12 protein-coding genes are annotated in these 16,944 nt (G+C 57.1%); 7 read left to right on the top strand and 5 right to left on the bottom strand.

Annotated elements, in window-relative coordinates:
• The first annotated feature begins 879 nt into the window (after nt 1-879).
• A complete protein-coding gene (locus ACONT6_RS14325) occupies nt 880-1,371 on the top strand; it encodes a hypothetical protein (RefSeq protein ID WP_428819120.1) in 492 nt (163 codons plus the stop codon).
• Here ACONT6_RS14325 and ACONT6_RS14320 read toward each other — a convergent pair whose 3' ends face one another.
• The 4 genes from ACONT6_RS14320 to ACONT6_RS14305 form a co-directional block, all read right to left on the bottom strand.
• Nucleotides 1,372-3,972: a protein kinase domain-containing protein gene (locus ACONT6_RS14320; RefSeq protein ID WP_428819119.1), complete on the bottom strand. Its 2,601-nt coding sequence runs from the start codon at nt 3,970-3,972 to the stop codon at nt 1,372-1,374.
• Nucleotides 3,973-4,072: 100 nt separating this feature from the next.
• Nucleotides 4,073-6,724: a protein kinase domain-containing protein gene (locus ACONT6_RS14315; RefSeq protein WP_428819118.1), complete on the bottom strand. Its 2,652-nt coding sequence runs from the start codon at nt 6,722-6,724 to the stop codon at nt 4,073-4,075.
• A 113-nt stretch (nt 6,725-6,837) separates the two neighbouring features.
• A complete protein-coding gene (locus tag ACONT6_RS14310) occupies nt 6,838-7,836 on the bottom strand; it encodes an FHA domain-containing protein (protein WP_428819117.1) in 999 nt (332 codons plus the stop codon).
• A 492-nt stretch (nt 7,837-8,328) separates the two neighbouring features.
• Nucleotides 8,329-8,835 (bottom strand): MarR family winged helix-turn-helix transcriptional regulator, encoded by a 507-nt coding sequence (locus ACONT6_RS14305; protein ID WP_428821520.1) that lies wholly within the window; start codon nt 8,833-8,835, stop codon nt 8,329-8,331.
• A 488-nt stretch (nt 8,836-9,323) separates the two neighbouring features.
• On the opposite strand from ACONT6_RS14305, the gene ectA reads away from it, so the two are divergent.
• The 6 genes from ectA (at nt 9,324) to ACONT6_RS14275 (ending at nt 15,905) form a co-directional block, all read left to right on the top strand.
• Nucleotides 9,324-9,929 (top strand): diaminobutyrate acetyltransferase, encoded by a 606-nt coding sequence (ectA, locus tag ACONT6_RS14300; RefSeq protein ID WP_428819116.1) that lies wholly within the window; start codon nt 9,324-9,326, stop codon nt 9,927-9,929.
• A gap of 84 nt (nt 9,930-10,013) precedes the next feature.
• Nucleotides 10,014-11,342 (top strand): diaminobutyrate--2-oxoglutarate transaminase, encoded by a 1,329-nt coding sequence (gene ectB, locus ACONT6_RS14295; protein WP_428819115.1) that lies wholly within the window; start codon nt 10,014-10,016, stop codon nt 11,340-11,342.
• 102 nt (nt 11,343-11,444) lie between these two features.
• Nucleotides 11,445-11,849 (top strand): ectoine synthase, encoded by a 405-nt coding sequence (locus tag ACONT6_RS14290; RefSeq protein WP_181252179.1) that lies wholly within the window; start codon nt 11,445-11,447, stop codon nt 11,847-11,849.
• Nucleotides 11,850-11,856: 7 nt separating this feature from the next.
• Nucleotides 11,857-13,395 carry an aspartate kinase gene (locus tag ACONT6_RS14285; protein WP_428819114.1) on the top strand — a complete coding sequence of 513 codons (1,539 nt, stop codon included), beginning with the start codon at nt 11,857-11,859 and terminating at the stop codon, nt 13,393-13,395.
• Nucleotides 13,383-14,408 (top strand): tetratricopeptide repeat protein, encoded by a 1,026-nt coding sequence (locus tag ACONT6_RS14280; protein WP_428819113.1) that lies wholly within the window; start codon nt 13,383-13,385, stop codon nt 14,406-14,408. Before ACONT6_RS14285 ends, ACONT6_RS14280 begins: the two co-directional genes overlap by 13 nt.
• A 78-nt stretch (nt 14,409-14,486) precedes the next feature.
• Nucleotides 14,487-15,905: a sodium/proline symporter gene (locus ACONT6_RS14275; protein WP_428819112.1), complete on the top strand. Its 1,419-nt coding sequence runs from the start codon at nt 14,487-14,489 to the stop codon at nt 15,903-15,905.
• A gap of 462 nt (nt 15,906-16,367) precedes the next feature.
• Here ACONT6_RS14275 and ACONT6_RS14270 read toward each other — a convergent pair whose 3' ends face one another.
• Nucleotides 16,368-16,934: a YceI family protein gene (locus tag ACONT6_RS14270; protein WP_428819111.1), complete on the bottom strand. Its 567-nt coding sequence runs from the start codon at nt 16,932-16,934 to the stop codon at nt 16,368-16,370.
• Between the last annotated feature and the right edge of the window lie 10 nt (nt 16,935-16,944).

Raw genomic sequence — 16,944 nt, 5'->3', positions numbered from 1 at the left:
AGCCTGGCGAAATTCTGGCCGAAAGGTCGGCCGATATTACGGGATCGGTCACAGCCCAACAAGCGAGCCGGGTAGCCGCCACCCGCGGAGAAATTCCGTCAACGACTGTTGAGTGTAGTGAACGCCGTAGTGATGCGTGTAATTCCGGGCCGGATTAAGTGCAATGTGAGTAATCACTTTGCCTGGCGCCTTTTACTGCCAGTAAATTGCGATTTGTGTAATGGCGTGTAATGGCTTGTGATCGACCTGTAATGGGTCCATCCGTAAAGTGCGTATCAAGGTTGAGGGGCGCGAAGCCCGGTCGTCACAGGAGCCGTGGCGAGGTGGATTGCAGACACCCTGTTAGCAGAGACCGTTACGGAAGACGGACTGTATTACAAGGAGCTGGGGAGAGCGACGGAATTGCTCTCCACTCAGTGAACAGTAACGCGCACTCAGCCATTGCCAAAGGATTGGTAACCGAACGATCCCGCAGGACTCCCAGTAGTTCCTGCAGGAAAGTTTGGTAAGTCAGGAAGAATTCCGGCGCAAGCCGGAAAGTCAGGCCAGCCCGGTAACCACAGAGCCTAGGAAGCCGGGATTCTAGGAAGGGCCTGATAGAGGCACGGATGCCTCATTTTCGCTCTTGATAGTGTTGTTGTAACCGTAGATGGCTGGGACCATCTGATTCATACCGGCAGTAAGCTTGCTTACTGCCGGTTTTTTTTATTTAAAATGTGATGGAGTTCCGGCGTATTTTTCTTTTATGCTATAGCGCGCAGTCGATAGCTCAGGGACATTTTGGGGGTGGCTGCGAGAACCATTAGAGAGCAAACACGCTTTCCAAGCGGTATCCAGGAAAGCATCGAACTTTGGGATACAACTTAGGGGAATAACACCATGGCCAACATCTGTGCCGACAAGCCGACTTTCGTCGCCGACCTGAATGTAAACGATACCTTTGACCTGATTCTGAAGCCGGTAGCACCCATTAACGGGGAAGCCCAGTACTGGCCGCTGTACAATGCCGCCAACCCCGCTGAAGAGTTCGGTAACATCCTGTTCCAGTTTCGCGGACAGAACAAGAAGATCACCCTTAATATCACCCTGGACACTTCAGAAGTAGAAGGTATCCAGTTTACCAAGACCAACCAGGGCAATTTCGATGGGATTGTTGGCCTGAGTACCGATTTCAAACAGGAATTCAGTGCCAAGGCTGGCAAACTTAAAGGTCGTGCGGATTACACCGAGCTGACAGTGAAAGCCAGCATCCAAGCTTCTGAGCTTGCGGATGCTGGGAATAATTTCTCGTTTCTATGGCTGTGCGAAATGATTGATTCCGGGATGAACATTGTTTCCGGTGATCCGACTGCGCAGTACGAGCCGCAATGATCAGTCACAGATAGCGATTTTCACCTGTTCAGAAACTCGTGGTTGGGCGCAGAGCTGCTGGAATGCCGGCAGGCTAAACCACTCTGTGCTCATGCCCTGATCTAATAATTTCTCAATGTAATAGTTGGCCGACCGCCACTCACCTGCAATAGCATAAACCTGTGCAACACTGTAGTGAATGTAGGTGTCTTCTGGAGATTTCTTTAAAATTTCGTGGCTAATATCGATGGCTTCTGAGCTTTGTTGAAGGTTAGCAAGTGCGATCGCTCGAAAACGTAACTCATTTGCAGTGTTCGAATTCTCGGTGAGATCTAGAATTTTTTTGAATTCATTGTTTGCTAAATCTAGTAAGCCAAGCATTAAGTAGGTTGCTGCAATTCCTTCTATGGTTTCTAAATTATCTGGAACGGATACCAATACTTGTTTTTGGGCCTCTAACGCTTCCGGGTATTTCCTTTGGAGAAAGTAGGTTACGCCAAGGTTGGACTTTGTGCGCCAGCCGCGTAAGTCTTGCGGGATTGCTGTTATAGCGATTTCAGCTGCAGATAGGTTCCCGCTCTCCATTTCGATATTTCCAAGTGCAGAATAGGAAGGCCAGTGGTCTGGGAAAGCACTTATAATTTCTTCCAGTACAGCGCGTGCCTCAGGATAGTTTCCAGCTACGGCGTTATTCAGTGCGACCAAATATAGGTTGTCTGCGGATGGATTTAGTGCGGCTGCTTCTTTCGCGTAGCTCAGGCCTGATTCATAATCCCCTTGCATAAAGAAATAACGAGCAAATTTAGCGAGCAGTGTAGCTGACGGCGAGTCCTGCTTATTCAATTGCTTTAGCAGTCTGTCGAATTCTTTTTTGTCACCTATATATGTGCTTAGCCATAGTTCAAGCTCAAGTAATGATGCTGAATCAACATCTCGACCCTTGGCCTTCTCGATGATATCGAACCCTGTCTGCAGATGCTTTTTTTCATTGGTAAGCACAAATAGATTGGTGGCAATCTCAACGATTACCCGGTAAAGGTTAGGGTTTTTCGGGTAGGTGTCACTCAAATTTTCCAGCGTGGTGAGATCTTCAACGGAGTTATCCTTGGTTTCTAGTCGGCTAATAATATTCAGGTAGTCAGAGTAATCTTCATCTGACATTACGACTTTTTCATTTTTCTCATTTGCGTAACTGCTTGGAAACAAAGCCATTGCACTGTTACCAATTCTGTATTCCGCTTCCTGCCGTTTGTCTACCAAAAAAACGAAGTCGGTCTGCTGCTTAATCTGGCCTATGGCCGGCGCTATCCGATGTAGCTCGATTTCGCATCGTATCTGCGCGCACTCTAACTTTGCAAAAAGCGCATCGGTGACCCCCTTGTCTCTCAATTTTTGCAACTGCGCCTCAAAATCCTGCCCCTCCTTCGGGGTAAAGCTCACCAGCGCACTCGCCTTCAACTGCGAAACCGAATTCATCAGGGCCTGCCGCACCATGGTGCGGGTTAGCGCCTTGGCATTCTCCTCGCCACGGATTTCGCCATTAATCTCCACCGGCATCACCGCAATATACTGCGGTTCCAGCCGGGTAAATTCCTTCCAGCCCCAGTAACCTCCAGCACTTAGCACCAGCGCGGCGGTCATGCCGGCCACAACCTGTTGCCAGCGGCGGCGGCTTTTTATTTTGTGGTGGGTAAACAGGTCGGTCATGGTAGCGGTGAAATCCTCGCTCTCACTCTCCAACCTTTGTTTGTATAACAGCTCGAAACCCTGGTACACGATCAGTGCATTTTGCGGCCGCTGTGCCGGGTCTTTGGCCAGCAACTTGTCCAGCAGTATCGCCAGTGGCTCCGGGATATCCGGCCACGCTTCCTGCGGCGGGGTGTGGGCTTCGTTGGTAATGCGGTTGGCCATGGCCAGGGCGCCCGCTTCGTGTTTTTCAAACGGGCGGCTGCCGCACAGCAGTTCAAACGCGATGGTACCGAGGCTGAACAGGTCGCTGCGGGCATCCAGGGGTTTGCCGAGGATCTGCTCCGGCGACATGGCGGTGATGGTGCCGGCGAGCTGGTTTTCTTCCGTGAGGGTTTTCTCATCCAGCTGCTGGGATTTGGCGATGCCGAAGTCGGTGATCTTGGCCACCGGCTCGCCCTTGGCGTTTTCGGCGATGAGGATATTGTCGGATTTCAGGTCGCGGTGAATGATGCCCAGGTTGTGGGCCTCACTCAGGCCCTGGCAGATCTGCATCAGCAGGCTGAGTTTCTGCTGCAGGCTGGGGCTGCGCTCGCGCATCCAGGGGCGCAGGGTGGTGCCCTCGATATATTCCATCACCAGGGCGATATCCCCCTGGTCTTCCAGCACATCGTGCAGGGCGACGATATTGGGGTGGTTAAGCTGGGCTAACAGGCGCGCTTCCTGCTGGATACGGTCGCGGGCGTTCTGGCTGGCGGCGTTGTCTTTGAGTTTTTTGATCGCCACCTGGCGGTGCAGTTTGAGGTCTTCCGCCAGGTACACAATGCCCATGCCGCCGGCACCGAGGGTGCTCTGGATGCGGTAGCGGTCGCTACCCACAAAGACAGGGGAGTCGGTACGCGGCTGTTGTTCAACCTCGGGATCTGCAATATCCATCTGCGTGTGTTCTTTTTGTTAGAGCCTATTGGGTGCCCGTGCCGAAACCCCTGGCGCGGGCCAGTGCGAGCGGTGGGAATCGGTACAGGGTGCTGGCCCGTTACAGATTCACACTGGTCTCGCCGCTGCGGGCAATCTGGGAATTGTCCGCTTGCTGGTGGTGTTCTTTGCCCGCGCAGAGCCCCGGATATTGCTGCCGGAGATCGTCGAACGAGGGCATGTTGCAGATTTTGACAAACCGCGCGGTGCAATACCAGATGGGCGAGATGCCCTGTTCCAGGGTCTTGCGGATATGCGCCTTGGCGGAGAGCAGGTCGCCGGTGCTGATGTACACCTGGGCCCGGGCGTAATTCACGTAGAGGTCGTCCGGGGCAATGCGGCGGATACTGATCAGGTTTTCCACCGCCTTTTCCGCCTCACCCAGCTCGGCGTAGGCGCGGGCCTGCATCAACAGGCCTTCCCAGTCGCGACGCTCGCGGGTGAGCTCAAAGGCCTGCTGTGCAAGTTCCTCGGCTTTTTCCGGCTGTTGCTGCTCACGGGCAATTTCCGCGCGGTACAGCAGCGGGTCGGCATCCTTGGGGGCCAGGCTCGAGACCTTGGTAAAGCACTGCTGGGACTGGTTGTACTCTTTCTGGATGTAGTAGGCCAGGCACAGGTTGTAGGTGTCCATGGGGCCGATGCGGTCGAGCCCGGCCTCGGACAGCAGCCGTATGGTTTCATCGGGCTTGCCGGTGTCGAGCATGTTGGCGGCGAGCATGGAGATGGCGGGGATGGCCTTGCCGTTTACCGCCATGGTCTGCTGCAGCACCTCGTTCGCCGCCGGCATGTCTCCCAGCAGGCTCAGGTTCAGAGCCTTCATCACCAGATAGTTGTAACTGGTGCGCAGCTTGAGGGCACTGTTGATCTCCTGCAGGGAGAGCTCGTAATCGCCGCGGGACTGGTGGTACGCCGCCTTCAGGTGGTGGTAGACGGTCTTGTCCGGGAGGGTCAGCTTGAGCTGCGCCAGCAGGGATTCTGCGGGGCCATCCTGACCGTTGATAATGGCCAGGTACAGCTTGGTAATCAGCACTTCCGGTGTGTCATCGAGCCTGGCGGGCACCTTCTGCAACAGCTTTCTCAGGCGCTCGACGGAGTCCGCTGCGCGGGAGTTGAACTCGTGGTCGATGGTCATTTCCGCGTACAGCTCGTACAGCGGTGGGAAGCCCGGTTCGCGTGCCTGCAGCTCGTCCAAACGATCCAGTAACTCTCCCCGGTGAAGGGCGTCGTGGCGGCGCTCGTAGATCTCCAGATAGGTGAGGTAGTCCTCGGCACTGATCTGGGTGAGCGGGGTTGTGGCGCGCGCGGGATACTCCGGCAGCAGCTCGTCCACCTGGTGCAGGGTGCGGGCCCGGCTTTCCAGGCTCTCATCGATTTCCAGCCGGGTGCTGTTGCTGTGGACCACCGCCAGGGTATCGCTGTCGAGCAACTCCAGCGAGAGTTCGCAGCTGCGCGTTGCGCAATCCAGCGTGGGGATCAGCAGCAGGTCGGCATTGAGCGACTTTGCCTGTACCGCCAGCGGCTGGTCCTGCAGGTCGCGGGTTTCTGTGTGGGGAACCAGGAAGAGCCCTTCGCGGCCGGCCAGTGCCTGCTTGAGCGCGCTGCGCACGTTGCCGGCCAGCAGCTTCCGGTTCTGTTCACTGGGCGTATCGTCTTCGCCGCCCGGCATTTCCGCCTGCAGGATGGCAATGTACTGGCCGGTGGTGGGCGCGACGGAAAAGGTGCTGATACCGAGTGCCGCCATAGCGCCGAGGGCGCACACCGCGAGTGTGGCGACGATACCGCGCACCGGCCAGCGGCGCCGCTGGTCAGCCTGCTGATAGAAGTTTTCCGCAGTGACCGTGGCGGTAATGCTGTGGGTGCGCGTGAAACTGGTGGAGCCGCCCTGGATCTGCTGGATAACGGCCTCCAGCTCTGCGGCCACCTCGGCGGCGTTGAGCGGGCGCTGCTCCGGCTTCTTGGCGAGCAGTTTGTCGAGCAACAGGCACAGGGCTGCGGGCAGTTCCGGGGCCACGCGGGCGGCGGGCGGATGCGGGCTTTTGACGATGCGATCCACGGTCACATAGGGGCTGCTGTTGTCCCCGAACGGGTTCTGTCCGCACAGCAGGCGATAGGCCAGCACACCGAAGGCAAACAGGTCGCTGCGGTTGTCCAGCGGTTGGCCCTGGGCCTGCTCCGGGGACATGGCGCCCCAGCTGCCGGCCACGTGCTGCTCGCGGGTGAGGTCGCTGTCTTCCTGCAGGTCCTTGGCGATACCAAAGTCGGTGATCTTGATGGTGCCTTCACTGTCCACCAGGATGTTTTCCGCCTTCAGGTCCCGGTGGATGATGCCGGCGCTGTGGGCGCGGGACAGGCCAGCGCAGATCTGCTTGAGAATCTGCAGCTTGCGCGGCAGGTCTGGCGAACGCTCGCGTTGCCAGCGGTGCAGGTTGCTGCCGTCTACATACTCCATCACCAGGGCGATGCCGTTCTCGCTCTCGACCACGTCGTAGAGTTGCACGATGTTGCTGTGGTTGAGCTGGGCGAGCAGCAGGGCCTCGCGGCGAATGCGTTCGCCGGCGGTGCCACTGTTGGGATTGCGGAGCAGTTTCTTGATGGCCACACGGCGGTTAAGGCGCTCGTCGGTTGCCAGGTACACCACACCCATACCCCCGGAGCCGAGTCTGGCGGTGGCGCGGTAATGACCGATGTAGAAGGGTAACTGCTCTGTTTGCATGGTGTTGACTGCGGTTGTAACTCTTTGTGTTAGACCGCCGTCCATGGATGGTCAGAGCCCGCCGTGGGCGGGCGTGTTGTTGTTTTGTCGAGTCCCTGCGTTGGGTTGTTTCTTCAGGCCGGTTCCGGGACCACCGGGTGTTCGCCGGTGGAGGCCTCCACTTCTTCTTTCTGCGATCCCTTGAAAATATCCAGCAGGAAGCAGCCGAGGCGCATCTCGTAGGCCCGGCGTTCTACCAGTCGTCCGGTATCGATGGCGTCTGGCAGGCTGTCTGCAATCTGCTTGCGCGCACGGAATATCTGCGTGTTCAGGTGATTGACGGTGATGGCCAGCTCGCGGGTGGCGAGATCGATGGCGACCCAGCCCTGGTCGGGGCCGTCCACGTTGCGCTGGATGTCGCGGATACGGGCGCGCGCCAGGTACAGCAACAGGTAGTTATGGGTGCGCGCAGCCAGGTCAACACGGGTGTCGTCTTTGGACAGCTGCAGCTGGATGTGTTCTTCGTGGTGGCTGACGATGAACTGCAGGCGGAAATCCGATACACACAGGCTTTTGAACGAGAGCTCGGTGGTTGTGCTCTGGCTGTTGGCCAGGAACAGCTCCCAGCTGTTGTGGGCGCAGTCGACGCGGCTGCCGTGATTGACGACCTTGGCGTATTCGCTGTGCTCGGGGCTTTCGAGCAGCTCGTAAATCCACACCCCGTTGATGGGGTTGAAGTGCAGGCTGGCGATGGGATCGTGTTCGTCCGGCAGCAGGTGGTAGGACTCCAGCACCTGCGCTTCCCCGGATTGGATATCGATCAGCAGGTTCTCCGGCGGATCGAGGTTTTCCACTTTCCATACCGGATTGTTGGCGCGGCCGAAGGCGAGCCTGTCGCCGAGCTGTAGCTGGTGATTTTTGGCCGGCACCAGCTGCTGGTCGTTGACCCAGGTGCCGTTGCGGCTGAGATCGCGCACCACCCAGTGGCTACCGGTCCACTGGATAGCGGCGTGGATACCGGAAATCTCTGGCAGCGTGATGCGGGTATCCGCGACTCCCTGGCGGCGGCCAATCGTATGGTGCGCCATCAGGTACACGGGTTGATCCCGATCAGGATGTTGCAAGCAGGCCATGTTCAGTCCCTTCCCCAAAAGACTGCGACGCGCTACCCGAATGGTGTGAAACCGGTGCTCGGCGGCGTGCAGAAGTTATCGAGACAGGGCGGCCGGAATGCTTCTCACCGGGCACCACCGTGTGCCCGACGTCGTGCCGGATGCTACCTGCGGGGCAGGGCATCGCACGGGCCGATTGTTTTTGCCGGGGGCGCAGTCGCGAAGCTTGAGTGGTACACCATTTGCCATGCCTGGCAATGTGATCCACTTCTCGTTTTTGCCTCTGCAACCGCACTTTTCGCCGCTGTCTTGAGTCAGTGGACGCTAACCGACTGGGCGAGTGTCCACTTTAGTGTTGCCGGTCCATTTATACCGGACTGCGGCCCGAATGCAACGGCTGGATGCGAATTGTTTCCAAATCGGCGGCTGGTTAGAACATTGACCTCGATGGCGTCTATTTCTACGTGCAGCTGTTGCGCTGTTCGCCGAGTTGGGGGTGTGGCAATTCCGGTTTTACTTATCTTCCTGATTGGGGAGGCTGCGACTGTCCTTGCGGTCCAGATCGCCCACATCCAGCACCGGCGAAGCGTCGATATGTTCGGCGTCCATCATCAGTGCCACACGTTGCAGTGCGGAGATGATCATCGACTGCTCCCATTCGCGCAGGTCGCGGAACTGTTTGACGAAGTGTTCCTGCAGCGGGGTGGGGGCATCGCGGATGATGTCGGTGCCCTTGTCGGTCAGGTAGGCGTGCACCTTGCGCTTGTCCTCGGAGGAGCGCTCCCGGTAGACCAGGCCGCGCTTTTCCAGGCGGTCGAGAATGGTGGTTACGGTGGCCTGGCTGAGGCTGATTTCCTTAGCCAGGGCGCCGATGGTCACTTGCCCCTGCTCGCGGATCGCCTGCAGCAGCAACAGCTGCGGCGCGGTCAGCCCCGCCGTTTTGACCAGCTGCTTGGAGTGCAGGTCTGTGGCGCGGATCAGACGGCGCAGGGTGATCAAAACTTCTTCAATTTTATCCATCAGCAGCAGGCTCTTGAAATCGGGGTGGCAGGCATGGCGGCTGACATGCCCGCGGCCGATTTTGGATTCTGCACCGTTTTTGTCAATTGCCTCGTTGCGGTAAATGCTTTCCTGGCCACTTTTTGAACCATTAGTCGGTTTCTGGGTGGTCTTTGGCGACACCTTTTCCTGTCCCTGCTTGGGTGGCTTCGCGCGCCCGTCAATGGTGCGCGAGCCCCGTAGTTGCGCGGGCTCCGCGCCATCTTGGGGCTCATCGCTGACGTCGTAATTGGTCGCGTTCTGATCAAATTGCATGAGGCTTGGCCTTGCGCCCTCGATAATGTTTAGAGTACTATGGATTTAAATATTTAGAGCAGTAAATAACTTTTTGCGAAAAAGGTCAAATTTCAAGCGGAATCCGGTTTAAACGACAGGGTTCCGTTTTTATTACAGAAGTTTGATATTGCTCTAACAATTTGATGACTAAAGATCGAAAGAAAGGTATTGGTTTGAGCGCGACAAGCGAATTGAAAGAAGACGACTCGATTGACGACAAGGTCAAGCTGGCGCAACAGAAGGAAGCTCGTGAGGCCACCCAGGGCCCATCCAAGAGTGCCCAGGTTCTGTTGCGCCGCCCGATCAGTGAAGACGGCGCCAATGTGCACCGCCTGATCGGGAATTGCCCGCCCCTGGATACCAATTCCCTCTACTGCAACCTGCTGCAGGCCAGTCACTTCTCTGCCACCAGCGTGGCCGCGGAGCTGAACGGCGAGCTGGTTGGCTTTATCTCCGGCTACATCATCCCCGAACGCGCCGACACCCTGTTCATCTGGCAGGTGGCGGTTGCCGAGCAGGGCCGCGGAATGGGGCTCGCTGGTCGCATGCTGCGGGAAATCCTCGCCCGTCCCGCGTGCGCCGAGGTGCAGTTCCTCGAGACCACCATCACTCCGGACAACGACGCCTCCTGGGCGCTGTTCCGCAGCCTTGCGCGCAAGCTTGAAGCGGAGTGTGCGGACTCGGTGATGTTTGACCGCGACCGCCATTTCGACGGCCAGCACGACAGCGAAATGCTGCTGCGTATCGGCCCGTTTACCGCTGCGGGTGATGCCCGTTGAGCGCATGCGCCGCTCTACGAGATTGTTCCGAATTTCCGTTTTCCATTTATGTATTTAATCAACCACTAGAAAAGGGTTGCCACGATGAAAGTATTTGACGAAATTGAATCAGAAGTAATGAGCTACGCCCGCGCTTTCCCGCGGGTTTTCAACAAGGCCCAGGGCGAGTACCTGTACGACGAGGAAGGCAACCAGTACCTGGACTTCCTGGCCGGCGCGGGCACCCTGAACTACGGCCACAACAACCCGATCTTCAAGGAAGCGCTGCTGGAGTACATCCAGCAGGACGGCATCACCCACGGTCTGGACCTACACACCAAGGCCAAGCGTGAGTTCCTGGAAGCGTTCTACGAGAACATCCTGAAGCCGCGTGACATGTCTTATGTCATGCAGTTCACCGGCCCCACCGGCACCAACGCTGTGGAAGCCGCGCTGAAAATCGCGCGTAAGTACAAAGGCCGCGAGAACATCATCTCCTTCACCAACGGTTTCCACGGTTGCAGCCTGGGTGCCCTGGCCGCTACCGGTAACTCCCACCACCGCGGTGCCTCCGGTGTGAGCATGAGCAGTGTTGCGCGCATGCCGTACGACGGCTACCTGGGTGACGAGTTCGACACCACTGCGTACCTGGACAAGGTACTGAGCGATTCTTCCAGCGGTGTCGATCACCCGGCAGCGGTACTGGTGGAAACCGTGCAGGGCGAGGGCGGTATCAATGCGGCAAGCGTTGAATGGCTGCGCAACCTGCAGGACGTTTGTAAAAAGCACGACGTGCTGCTGATTGTCGATGACATTCAGGCGGGCTGTGGCCGTACCGGTAGCTACTTCAGCTTTGAAGAAGCGGGCATCGTGCCGGACATCGTAACCCTGTCCAAATCCCTGAGTGGCTACGGTCTGCCGTTCGCCGTGGTACTGATGAAGCCGGAGCTGGACCAGTGGAAGCCGGGTGAGCACAACGGCACCTTCCGCGGCAACAACCTGGCCTTCGTTACCGCCACTGCAGCGATCAAACACTTCTGGAGCGACGATAAGTTCGCCAAGGAAGTGCTGCGCAAGGGCGAGTACATCGAGAAGCGTCTGCAGACCATCGTTGACAAATATGGCGACGGCAACATGACCACCCGCGGTCGCGGTATGTTCCGCGGTTTGAACTGCGTAAGCGGTGAGCTGGCCGACAAGATCACCACCGAAGCTTTCCGCAACGGTCTGGTGATCGAGACCAGCGGTGCAGACGACCACGTGGTTAAAACCCTGTGTCCGCTGACTATCAGCGACGAGAACCTGACCAAGGCGCTGGATATTGTTGAAGCGGCAGTAGCCAAGGTACTGAAAGGCGAAGATGTGCCGGTAGAGCACGACTTTTTTGCCGACGACAGCGAGCAGGAAGAGAGCACCCTCGCGGGCGCAGCCTGATCCCCGGCAGCCTGGCGGAAATGCGGCCTGTATCCGGCCGCATTTTTTCGCCCCTGATTTGAAGACCGATTTTTTAAGACCTGATTTTAGAAAGAGCTAGAAATGATCGTAAGAAAACTGCAAGAAGCCGAAAAAACCGACCGTCGTATTGTTTCCGAGGGCTGGGAGAGCACCCGTCTGCTGCTGAAAAACGACAACATGGGCTTCTCTTTTCACATCACCACTATTTATGAAGGTGCTGACCTGCACCTGCACTATCAGAACCACCTGGAGTCTGTGTACTGCATTTCCGGTGAAGGTTCTGTGATGGCTGAAGATGATGGCGTGGTTCACGAAATCACCCCGGGCACCATCTACATCCTGGACAAGAACGACAAACACGTACTGAAAGCCAAGTCCGAAATGAAAATGGCCTGTGTATTCAACCCGCCTCTGCACGGCAAAGAAGTGCACAACGCTGAAGGCGCTTACGAGCTGGATGCCGAAGAGGTAAAGGACGAAAAATAAACCGGTTGTGAACAACATTGCAGCGGAGTTTTGGGGCACCACCCGCAAATACTTTGGTGTCCCCCCGGAAAACCCCGAAATCGGTAAGCGTAAGGATCCCATGAAAACACATACGGTTGAAAAAATTGGCGGTACGTCCATGAGTGACTACTCCGCAGTACGTGACAACATCATTCTGAAGAACGGCAAAGCGAAAACGGAAGGGTTGTACCAGCGTGTTTTCGTGGTTTCTGCTTACGGTGGCATCACCGATATGCTGTTGGAACACAAAAAATCCGGTCGTCCGGGCGTGTTTGCCCTGTTCGCCGGTGCGGACGACGAGCGCGAATGGTCCGATGCGGTCGCTGGACTGCGCACGCGCATGGAAGAAATCAACGCGACCCTGTTCAAAGATGATGTAACCCTGGCCAAGGCCAATGCATTTATTGGTGAACGACTGGACGATGCCGCCAACTGCCTGGCGGACCTGGAACGCGTGTGTCAGCACGGCCACTTTGCCCTGGAAGGACACCTGGACGTAGTCAGCGAAATGCTCGCCAGCCTGGGTGAAGCCCACAGCGCCTGGAATACCGTGCAGCTGCTGAAGCAGGAAGGCATCAATGCCCGTTTCATCGACCTGACCGGTTGGCGCGACGGCGAACACATGACCCTGGACGAGCGCATCGACCGCGCCTTTGCCGATGTCGACTTCGACAAAGAGCTGCCGATTGCCACCGGTTACGCGCATACCGCCGATGGCCTGATGAAGACCTTCGCCCGCGGTTACAGCGAAATGACTTTCAGCCGCATTGCGGTGAAAACCGGTGCCAAGGAAGCGATCATCCACAAGGAATACCACCTGAGTAGTGCCGACCCGCGCCTGGTAGGCGAGGAGCAGGCTGTGCCCATCGGTCGTACCAACTACGACGTGGCAGACCAGCTGGCCAACCTGGGTATGGAAGCCATCCATCCCCGCGCCGCCAAGGGCCTGCGCCAGCAGGAGATTCCGCTGCGTGTGATGAACACCTTTGAGCCCGAGCACCGCGGTACTCTGGTGACAGGTGATTATGTAAGTGACACACCGCGTGTGGAAATCATCGCGGGGCGTAAAAGCATCTATGCTGTTGAATGTTTCGATCAGGACATGATGGGCAGCATGACCAGTTACGACCGGGCGATCAACGAGATCATCGCGCGCTTCAAAGGCAGCGTGGTGACCAAGGATATCAACGCCAATACCATTACCAATTACCTGGGTAACAACCTGAAAACCGTCAAGCGGATCAAGAAAGCCATTGGCGAGTTGTTCCCGGATTGTGATATCCAGGTGCGTAAGGTGGCGGTGGTTTCCGCTATTGGTAGTGACATGAAAACCTCGGGCATGCTGTCCCGCGCGGTCAGTGCACTGGCCAATTCCGCCATCAGCATCCTCGCGGTACACCAGTCCATGCGTCAGGTTGACATGCAGTTTGTGATCGACGAAAGCGATTACGAGAAGTCGGTTAAAAGCCTGCACGCCGCACTGGTCGAAGTTCACGAGCACGGCGACGCGATATGCGCAGCCTGATCGCGGCTTTGACTTCCCGACTGCCGTCAGCTTTGCTGGCGGCAGTGTTCGTTGTGGCCTGTGTATTTTCTACGGTCGTTGCACCGCTGCATGCGCAGGATGCAGAGGCGCCGCCGGTGCCCGAGGTAACCGCTGAAGAAAAGGCGGCCAATCAGAAAAAGCTCGAGGAACTGGACCGCGTTTCCGAAGCCGCGAACGACCTCGACAAGCCCCTCTACACCCCGTTTATCGAGCGCTATGTGCTGGATGAACTGAAGCAGTTGCGGGTGGATATGGCGGCGCAGAAGGTCTCCCTGACCGAGAACATTGTCGATCGCCAGTTGAGTGCTGCCGACAAGGCCATCACCTATGCCACAGATACCATCACCTACTTCTTCTACCTGATTGCCGGATTCAGTTCCCTGTTGGTGATCATGGGCTGGACTTCCATTCGCGATGTGAAGGAAAAGGTCCACACCCTCGCCAATCAGGAAATCTCCAGCCTGGTGGAACAGTACGAGGAGCGCCTGCGCAGTATCGAGGAGCAGCTGTCGGAAAAAACCCAGCATATTGAAAGTAACCGCGATGAGATTGAGCTGACTCAGGAAGTCCACTCCCTGTGGTTGCGCGCCGGCCGCGAACAGACCCCCACCGGTAAGATCGCGGTATACGACCAGATCCTGAATCTGCGCAAGGACGACGGCGAAGCGCTCACCTACAAGGCGGACGCGGTGCTGGAGCTGGATGAGCCGCAGTGGGCCATCAACCTGTGCCTGCAGGCGCTGCAGATCGACGGCGAAAACGGCAATGCCTACTACCAGCTCGCCTGCGCTTATGCGTATCTGGAGCAGTGGGAAGAGTCCATCAGCTACCTGCAGAAAGCGCTGGATATTTCGCCCGCGTATCGCGACGAGGCGATGGAAGACTCGGCATTCAACGGACTTTACGATTCCGAAGAGTTCGCAACACTGATGGGTATCCAGCAGGACCACAGTAGCGGCAGTACAACGAAAGGCTCGGATGGGGCGAACTGACTGCGCCCCTGACGCAACGCCAAAAATAACCGCTGTATAAATTTAATAATTATTGAAAACTGTTTTGGGGGAATGGACGTGCTGATCAGTTTCTTGTTTTTTCTTGCCTTGTTCGCCGCGGTAGGAATCAGTTCCTACCGCAAGAGTCGCGGTACCAAGAAGGACTACTACCTCGCGAGCCAGGATGTCTCGCCGATGCTGGTCGGTCTCTCCGCGGTGGCGACCAATAACAGCGGCTATATGTTTATCGGTGTCATCGGCTACACCTACGCCACCGGTCTCGCTTCAATCTGGTTGATGCTGGGCTGGATTCTCGGCGACTTTCTCGGTTCCCTGTGGATGCACAAAAACCTGCGCGAAGCGGCGAAGCGCAGTGGTGAATCCAGCTACGCCGGTGTGCTGGCCTGCTGGCAGGGCACCCGCTTCGGCGCCTGGCAGAAGCTTGCCGGTATCCTCTCTCTCCTGTTCCTCCTCGCCTACGCTAGTGCACAGCTGGTGGCCGGCAGTAAGGCGCTGTTTGTGGTACTGGATATGCCAATCTGGAGCGGCGCGGTGATCGGCGGTGTGATCGTTGCCGCCTACTGTCTGGCGGGCGGTATCCGCGCTTCCATCTGGACCGATGCGGCGCAGTCGCTGGTGATGGTATTCGCCATGGGTCTGTTGCTGTATGTGGCCACGCAATCCGTTGGCGGTCTCGGTGCAGCCTGGCAGGAAATGGGCAAGGTCGAGGGTTTCCTCAACTGGTATCCGCAAGACCTGCTGCTGCCGGGTGTGGCCGGCGGTGTGCTGTTTGCGCTGAGCTGGCTGTTTGCGGGTATTTCCGTGGTGGGCCAGCCCCATGTGATGGTGCGCTTTATGGCGCTGGACGATGCGGGACGCATGGTGCAGGCGCGCTGCTGGTATTACCTGTGGTTTACGATTTTCTACTTTATGGCCACCGGTGTGGGCATGCTGTCGCGGATTCTGCTGAGCGACCCGGGCACGTTTGATGCGGAACTGGCGCTGCCGATGATGGCGATGGAGTTGCTGTCGCCGGTGTTTGTTGGGCTGATCCTTGCGGGCATCTTCGCCGCGACCATGTCTACTGCGGATTCTCTGGTGCTGAGCTGTTCTGCAGCGCTGACCCACGACATCCTGCCGCAGCGTACAGAAGACACTCGCTTGTTGAAGGTGGCTACCCTGGGGATTACTGCGGCGGCGGTTGCCTGGGCGCTGTTGAATAAACAGAGTGTTTTCAGCCTTGTGGTAATGAGCTGGTCGGCCCTGGCTTCTGCCTTCGCACCGCTGTTGATGGTGCTGGCGGCTGGCGGGCGTCCTTCGCAGAAACTGGCGGTGGTGATGAGTGTACTCGGCCTGGCGACGGCGCTGATCTGGCGCTGGCTGGGTTGGCATGCGCATATTTATGAGGGTATGCCGGGGATTCTGATGGGGCTTATGGTGTTTGTTATCGGACGTTTTTTGGTAAAGGAGCCTGTGGCTAGGCCTGTCAGTGCCTGATCGGGTTGTGGTCCGTTTTATTTGAAGTCTGTGGCGGCGGATCGACAGGGATCTGTTTTTGAAACCGCCATGCATACATCCCTGTAGGCTGCGTCGGAAACGTCCCTGTTTCCGACGCTTCCAAAAACAGATCCCTGCCGCTCCGCCTTCGCCCATAGTTCTTTGCGTCGTTAGCTATTAAGTAGTCCCGATTTCAGTGCTTACGACGTCCGATTGGTTAAATTGAAGGCAAAGTGCCGGGTATTCCTTTTCAGGAGCGTCGGCGACAGGGACGTCGCCGACGCAGCGTACAGGGATGTATTCACAGCGGTCCTGAAAAGGAATACCCGGTGCTTTGCCGCCAGTAAAAGTAAAAACAGAGCTCATGCTCCCACCCCGGTGCCACGCAGCCCAAAAACAAGAAACCCGGCACAAAGGCCGGGCTCTCGCGTTTCCATCCTGTGAGATGAAATCAAACGATGATTACTGGCGGATACCTTCCACGTCCAGAATCATTTCAACGGTCTGGGACGCAGGGCCCAGGTCGTAGTCGATGCCGAAGTCCTTCAGCTTGAACTCAGTAGTGCCGGTGAAGCCCTGACGGTAGCCGCCCCAGGGATCCTTGCCGCCACCGATCTCTTCAACGTCGATGGTGATCGGCTTGGTCACACCGTGCAGGGTCAGGTCGCCTTTCAGCACAGCTTTGCCTTCGCCCTTCGGTTCGAACGCGGTGCTCTTGAAGGTAGCGGTCGGGAATTTAGCCACATTCAGGAAGTCTTCGCCGCGCAGGTGCTTGTCGCGCTCCGCGTGGTTGCTGTTCAGGCTGGTAGTGTCCACGGTGACTTCCACGGAAGACGCTTCAGGCTTGGCTTCATCGTAAACAAAGTTACCGTCGAACTTGTCGAAGCGGCCGTACAGCCAGCTGTAGCCCAGGTGCTTGATACGGAACTGTACAAACGCGTGTGCGCCCTTGGTGTCGAACTTGTAATCGGCCGCCTGGGCAGAGGCGCCGATGAGGGTAGCAAACAGCAGAACTGCAAGTTTCTTCATGGGTCAGTTT

Origin of the sequence: Microbulbifer sp. MCCC 1A16149, from assembly GCF_050368945.1 — a bacterium.
Taxonomy (GTDB): Bacteria; Pseudomonadota; Gammaproteobacteria; order Pseudomonadales; family Cellvibrionaceae; genus Microbulbifer.
Note: the sequence above shows the minus strand (reverse complement) of the source record. Positions and strands in the feature narration are given on the sequence as shown.